Source organism: Methyloglobulus sp. (assembly GCF_046714055.1).
Classification (GTDB): Bacteria; Pseudomonadota; Gammaproteobacteria; order Methylococcales; family Methylomonadaceae; genus Methyloglobulus.
In genome coordinates this window covers 1-6,916 of record NZ_JBKKBJ010000188.1, presented here as the reverse complement: position 1 = coordinate 6,916, position 6,916 = coordinate 1, and the positions used below count along the sequence as shown (strand labels likewise).

Sequence of the window (6,916 nt, the reverse complement as noted above, 5' to 3'; positions counted from 1 at the left end):
TCTGGGTTTATAACCTAGAATTGACCTTATTGTTTACTACGCTAAAACTGATTATGGAATTTAAAGAATACCTGAAAATGCTTGTCCAGAACGATGGTTCTGATTTGTACTTAACGGTTGATGCGCCACCCGCCGCTAAATTTCAAGGCGTATTGCGGCCTTTGGAAACTATCAAACTGACCAAGGAACGGATAAAAGAAATCGCTTACAGCTTGATGGATTTCGATCAGCAGAAGGCGTTTGAACATCAGCCTGAATTGAACCTTGCGATTTCGGAGTCAGGCATTGGCCGGTTCCGTGTCAATATTTTTAAGCAGCGTAACACTTTTTCGCTGGTCATCCGCAATATCAAGGTGGAAATCCCCAATGCCGATAAGCTGGGTCTGCCCGAGGTATTGAAACGGGTCATTATGGAAAAGCGTGGCCTGATTTTGTTTATCGGCGGCACCGGATCGGGCAAGTCAACCTCGTTGGCGGCACTGATCGACCATCGTAACGCCAATAGTTCAGGCCATATCATCACCATTGAAGATCCGATTGAGTACATACATCCGCACAAAAAATCCCTGGTTAACCAGCGCGAAGTCGGGGTTGACACGCTGAGTTATGAAGATGCGCTCAAGAATACCTTGCGGCAAGCGCCGGACGTTATCCTGATCGGCGAAATCCGTAGCCAGGAAACCATGGAACACGCCCTGGCCTTTGCCGAAACGGGGCATTTGTGCCTGTCAACGTTACACGCGAACAATTCCAATCAGGCGCTGGACAGGATCATCAATTTTTTCCCGGAGGAACGCCGTAATCAACTGTTACTGGATTTATCGTTGAATTTAAAAGCCTTTGTCTCGCAACGCTTAGTCCCCACGGTTGAAGGCAAGCGGACAGCCGCCATCGAGATATTACTGGCCTCGCAGTTGGTCAGGGATTTGATCCATAAAGGCGATGTTCATGCGATCAAGGAAGTCATGGAGAAATCGGAAAACATCGGTATGCAGACGTTTGACAGCCACCTGCTCAGGTTATTCAAGGAAGGCGTTATTTCGCTGGATGAAGCACTACAAAACTCTGATTCGCCCAATAATCTCAAATTGAAGATCAATTTGAGCGAAGGCCTGGGTTCGACATCGCCAACCACAGGGGCGGCAAATGCGCCGAAAACCAGTTCGCTAGGTAATTTATCATTACAATCCATCATTAAAGATGAGGCTAAGACAGACTTCTAATAACATCTAAACCCTATCGTAACAATTCACCACGAAGGACACAGAGGACACGAAGTTTGTTGATACGGTTGGTTTTGCTTGCCGAACGCTAGATAACAGCCCTTCCTCATCAACCCCAACACTAGCTAACTGGGCCTTCGTGATCTTCGTGTTCTCTGTGGTGAATAAAGCCCTTGGTTTGAAACACGCTGAATAGTTACGCCTTATCAATAAAAGCCACGTTCCTGAATTTGCCCTGGTCATGTCCGCACCTACTAAAAACGCGTTTTTAAGTTATAATCCCCCACCTTTTATTACCTCTTCAGACAAATAGACGTGCCCAGCCCAAACTACGATTTATCAACCTTTCAGGGGCTTATCCTGGCTTTGCAAGATTACTGGTCTGCCCAAGGCTGCATCCTGTTACAACCGTTAGACATGGAAGTCGGTGCCGGCACTTTCCATCCAGCCACTTTTTTGCGGGCGATAGGCCCTGAACCTTGGAATGTGGCCTATGTGCAGCCGTCGCGCCGTCCAACTGATGGCCGTTATGGTGAAAATCCTAACCGTCTCCAACATTATTACCAGTATCAGGTCGCCCTGAAACCGTCGCCCGACAATATCCAGGAGCTTTACCTCGGTTCCTTACGCCAGTTGGGTTTCGATTTGCTGGAACACGATATCCGCTTTGTCGAAGACAACTGGGAGTCACCCACTTTAGGCGCGTGGGGATTGGGTTGGGAAGTTTGGCTAAATGGCATGGAAGTCACCCAGTTCACCTATTTTCAGCAGGTCGGCGGTTTGGAGTGCAGGCCAGTGACCGGAGAAATCACTTATGGCCTGGAACGCCTTGCCATGTATTTGCAAGGTGTTAAGAGCGTATTCGACCTTGTCTGGACTAGAGGCTCATTTGGTACCGTGACTTATGGAGATGTGTTCCATCAAAACGAAGTGGAAATGTCGGCTTACAATTTCGATCATGCCAACGTTCCGTTTATGTTCCAATGCTTTGATACGTATGAGCAAGAATGCCAAAAGTTGATAGGGCTGGATTTGCCCCTGCCAGCTTATGAAATGGTGCTTAAGGCCTCACATACGTTTAATTTGCTGGATGCGCGTCATGCGATCTCGGTAACAGAACGGCAACGTTATATTTTAAGGGTCAGGACTTTGTCCAGGGCTGTCGCGGAAGCGTATTACCAACGCCGGGAATCTTTAGGTTTTCCCATAGTGGCAGCACAGGGAGCGTGATGGCTAGCAAACATTTGTTGTTCGAATTAGGCTCGGAAGAGTTACCTCCCAAAACGCTTGTCAAGTTAAGTCAGGCATTGCTGGACAATGTGTTACAAGGGTTAAGCGCGGCAGAACTCACGTTTACCGGCAGTAAGGCTTATGCCACTCCCAGGCGTTTGGCTGTATTCGTAGAGAACCTATCTACCCAGCAGCCGGATAAAATCGTTGAAAAACGTGGGCCAGCGTTGCAAGCGGCATTTGCCCCAGATGGCAAACCCAGCAAGGCTGCGGAAGGTTTTTCCATGAGCTGTGGTACGACCTTTGAACAATTGGAACGGCTAAAAACCGAGAAAGGCGAATGGCTGGTTTTTAAGCAAGCCGTCAAAGGACAGCCGACCGAGCAATTAATTCCCGACATTATCCGCCAGAGCATATCGGCCCTGTCGATAGCAAAGCGAATGCGCTGGGGCAATTTTGCGACTGAATTCGTAAGGCCAGTACATTGGGCGGTCTTGCTATATGGCGATTCGACTATCGAATGCGAAATCCTGGGTTTGACAACGGGATCGACTACATTAGGCCATCGCTTTCATGCGCCGCAAGCCATCACTATCAACAGCCCTGAAAGTTACGCGGATGCCTTATACCAGCAGGGCAAGTTGATTGTTGATGTTGAGCAAAGAAAAGCCATTATCCGTGACCAGGCCCAGATAGCAGCGGCAGCAGTCAATGGCACGGCGCATATTGAAGACGATTTGCTGGAAGAGATTGCTGCGTTGAACGAATGGCCTGTGCCTGTTACTGGCACATTTGATCCACGCTTTCTTGAGTTGCCTGCCGAAGTGCTGATTACGACTATGCAAACCAACCAGAAATATTTTCCGGTTAAAAATGCCAGTGGCGAGTTGTTGCCTTATTTTATTACCTTCAGCAATATCGAAAGCACCCGGCCTGAATCGATAAAGCAGGGCAACGAGCGTGTCATTACCCCGCGCTTGACCGATGCAGAATTTTTCTGGAAACAGGACAGGAAAAAATCCTTGGAGGATCGGGTTGAAAGCCTAGCCAATATCGTTTTTCAGGAGAAGCTAGGTACGCTTGCAGACAAGACCCAGCGGGTGATAGTTCTGTCAGAATTGATAGCGACCCAACTCTGCGCGAATGTCGATTGGGCAAAACGGGCGGCACGCTTGGCGAAAGCAGACCTGATGACAGATATGGTCGGTGAGTTCGGCAATCTGCAAGGCATAATGGGGCGTTATTACGCCCTGGCTGACAACGAGCCTCGTGAAGTTGCCGATGCCATTGAGCAGCATTATTACCCTAAGCAGTCGGGCAGTCCAACGCCATCCAGCCAAACTGGGCAGGTTGTCGCGCTGGCAGATAAGGTTGATACCCTGACGGGGATTTTCAGTGCTGGGCTGATTCCTACGGGCGATAAAGACCCTTATGCGCTAAGAAGGGCAGCGCTAGGTACTTTGAGGATTATCATCGAAAATGAAAACAACCTGGATATTGTGGCGTTAGTCGATGTTTCATTGACGCTGTATACCCACACGTTTGACCGTAAGGAAATTCGCAAGCTGGTTATTGACTTTATTTTTGACCGCTTAAGGGGCTATTGCCTGGATCGCGGTTATGCTCCCGATGAGTTTGATGCGGTCATTTCTGTTAACCCGGCCCAACCTTTGGACTTCATGAAAAGATTGCAGGCGGTCAAGGCTTTCCGGCAATTGCCCGAAGCTGAAAGTTTGGCCGCAGCTAATAAACGGATAAGGAATATCCTGAAAAAATCGGATATCCCGCCAGCCGGGCAAGTCGGTGATCTGGTGGAAACAGAAGAACGCCATTTGTTTGATACGGCCAAAGAGTCAGCAGCTGATATTCAACCGTTCCTGGAAAAAAAGGATTACCAGGCTGCGCTTTCCCGGCTTGCCAAAACCGAATCCGCCGTTAATGCGTTTTTTGATAAGGTGATGGTGATGTCCGATGATCTTGATCTACGGGCTAGGCGTTTGGCCTTGTTAAATATGCTTTCTGATCAGTTTTTGCAGATTGCCGACATCTCCAAACTGCAATCGTAAGCTGGCGGCATGAAGCAACGCCGTTATGTTTTAATGGACAGGGATGGGGTCATAAACTATGACTCCGAGGACTTTATCAAGTGTCCTGAGGAATGGCGACCTATTGAAGGTAGCCTGGAAGGCATTGCCTTGCTTAATAAGCGGGGTTATGAGGTGGTTGTGATTACCAACCAGTCCGGTTTGGCAAGGGGCTTGCTTGATGAATCCATGTTGGCAAACATTCATGAAAAAATGCACCAGATGCTTGCTGAAAAAGGTGGGGCAATTGCCGCGATTTACTATTGTCCGCATGGCCAGGACAGTTTATGCAACTGCCGTAAGCCCAAACCCGGTTTGTTTGAACGATTTGCGCTAGAAAAAAATGTCGATCTGAGCGGCGTCCATTTTATCGGCGATTCACTTCGGGATATACAAGCAGCGCTAGTTGTTGGCGCAATCCCGTTATTGGTAAAAACGGGTAAAGGCCAAAAAACCCTGATTAACAATCCCAACCTTAACATTCCTGTCTTTGAAAATCTGTATGCCGCCGTCCAACATATCCTGTCAGAATAATAAGTTGCGAATCTACGTAGGTTCAGCGGCCTTTTTAGCGGGTTCAATAGTAGCTACTTTTGTGATCGCACCCGTAATTTTGATCTGTACAATTTTCCCCTTTCCGGTGCGTTATAACTTTTCCAGGGCTTGGGCAGGCTTAGTGCTTAAAATAGCGGAAGTGTGTTGCGGTATCCACTATGAAGTGGAGGGCTTAGAACATATCAAATCGGATAATGTGGCAGTAGTGCTGAGCAATCACCAGTCAGCATGGGAAACGCTGGCATTCAGATGTTTTTTACCCCCCCAAACATCATTGTTTAAACAATCATTATTATGGATACCGTTCTGGGGGTGGGCCATGGCGACGTTGAAACCGATTGCGATAGACAGGAACAACAAACATGCCGCTTTACGCAAATTAATCAGTCATGGAACTGAAGCCTTAAACCAGGGTCTATGGGTTATTGTGTTTCCTGAAGGCACTCGGATGCCGGTGGGTGAGATGCAGAGTTTCAGCGTGGGCGGAGCAATGCTGGCGCAAAAGTCGGGTTACCCCGTCATTCCTATCGCCCATAATGCCGGGCAATATTGGCCTCGGTATAGTTTTTTAAAATACCCAGGGACAATCAAGGTAAAAATCGGCCCGTGCATTGAGAGTAAAAGCCGCAAAGCGGCTGATATCAATAAAGAAGCGGAAGATTGGGTGATGCATGCGGCGCGGGAAATCAGCCAATAAACCAGCCTTCCCGGTTCATTTTGCCTTTTGTTATTACCTGAAATGCGTATAATGCAGTTCTCTATGGTGTGAGTTTAAATATTAAGATGGTGCTATTTACATGAAAAAACAACTGTTAATCTTCCTATTACCGTTATTTCTAGTGGCTTGTGTTGATAAAGACCAGTATGAACAGGTCGTTTTAGAAGAAATGAAAAAAGAGCAAGACGTTAAAGATTACAAGATAGACCCTGCCTACATGGCTAAATGTGTGATTGACACGACTTACAAAAGAATGCCAGGATTTTTTGCTTTTGATCCAGACAGGATGGCAGCTTATCACAACTACGCCAAAATGCTGAAGATGTCTATGACAAAAGACCCCCAAAAGACACTCGATGAATTGCGTAAGGATTTCGGTTCGCCGCAAGAGCTTGCCAAAGCACACTCCGTTTACACCGAAAGTATGATGGACTGCTATACAGCCATCTTGCATGAGGGGGATGCTGAGGAGAAAACTTAAATAAGCGGGATAATCGCCAGAATCCGATATGAAACCCGAGACCGCGAAAGAATCTAAAGCTAAGCATGACCAATAACCTTAAGTCCGTGACTACGAATTAGCTACGTTTTTAACAACCTTGGCAAATGAAATTAAGGCTAAGGTTTGGTTTGGTGGTGGGTCGTACGCGGCTCGAACGCACGACAACCGCATTAAAAGCCCTTACATTCACTACTTTAAACTTCTCTTATTTCCCTATATTCAATAGCTTAACACAAGTTTAGAGTTGTATAAAGAAGTTGTACAATGAACTAAGTCTTTAGTTGGATTATCCCGAAGTGCATTATTTGCGCATTAATATGCGATGTTTATTAGCTAAATAGATTATTGATATGTTCAATGGTGTACTTTAAAAACTCTTTTTCACGGTCGTTGCCTGTTCCTTCATCCGGTGTAATAGGCTTTAAATGAATGTCCTCATTTACTTCATTCGGCATTCCCTTTGGTTTGATGTCATAATGTAATGGTCAACTAAAACCGGACACTTTCTTAAGCAGTCTTCTTATAGAATTCCCGCTCAAATTCCAGCGGGGATTGATAGCTTAGTTTTGAGTGCGCGCGTTTACCATTATAAAAAGCCAAGTAG

At 46.7% G+C, this 6,916-nt stretch carries 7 protein-coding genes; 6 read left to right on the top strand and 1 reads right to left on the bottom strand.

The features are described from left to right. Positions 1-53: 53 nt before the first annotated feature. The 6 genes from ACLQ6D_RS11195 (at position 54) to ACLQ6D_RS11170 (ending at position 6,291) form a co-directional block, all read left to right on the top strand. On the top strand, positions 54-1,223 hold the full coding sequence (locus tag ACLQ6D_RS11195) for a PilT/PilU family type 4a pilus ATPase (RefSeq protein WP_411727365.1): 1,170 nt from the start codon (positions 54-56) through the stop codon (positions 1,221-1,223). A 315-nt stretch (positions 1,224-1,538) separates the two neighbouring features. Further along, positions 1,539-2,453: a glycine--tRNA ligase subunit alpha gene (gene glyQ / locus ACLQ6D_RS11190; protein ID WP_411727364.1), complete on the top strand. Its 915-nt coding sequence runs from the start codon at positions 1,539-1,541 to the stop codon at positions 2,451-2,453. Next, positions 2,453-4,519, top strand: coding sequence for a glycine--tRNA ligase subunit beta (gene glyS / locus ACLQ6D_RS11185; RefSeq protein WP_411727363.1), 2,067 nt, complete (start codon positions 2,453-2,455; stop codon positions 4,517-4,519). Before glyQ ends, glyS begins: the two co-directional genes overlap by 1 nt. 9 nt (positions 4,520-4,528) lie before the next feature. Next, positions 4,529-5,071 (top strand): D-glycero-beta-D-manno-heptose 1,7-bisphosphate 7-phosphatase, encoded by a 543-nt coding sequence (gmhB, locus tag ACLQ6D_RS11180; RefSeq protein ID WP_411727362.1) that lies wholly within the window; start codon positions 4,529-4,531, stop codon positions 5,069-5,071. Positions 5,072-5,150: 79 nt separating this feature from the next. Then, positions 5,151-5,789: a lysophospholipid acyltransferase family protein gene (locus tag ACLQ6D_RS11175; RefSeq protein WP_411727361.1), complete on the top strand. Its 639-nt coding sequence runs from the start codon at positions 5,151-5,153 to the stop codon at positions 5,787-5,789. Between the two features lie 100 nt (positions 5,790-5,889). After that, positions 5,890-6,291, top strand: a complete 402-nt coding sequence (locus ACLQ6D_RS11170; RefSeq protein WP_411727360.1) for a hypothetical protein — start codon at positions 5,890-5,892, stop codon at positions 6,289-6,291. A 350-nt stretch (positions 6,292-6,641) separates the two neighbouring features. Here ACLQ6D_RS11170 and ACLQ6D_RS11165 read toward each other — a convergent pair whose 3' ends face one another. Continuing rightward, positions 6,642-6,767 carry a hypothetical protein gene (locus tag ACLQ6D_RS11165; protein WP_411727359.1) on the bottom strand — a complete coding sequence of 42 codons (126 nt, stop codon included), beginning with the start codon at positions 6,765-6,767 and terminating at the stop codon, positions 6,642-6,644. Positions 6,768-6,916: the final 149 nt, after the last annotated feature.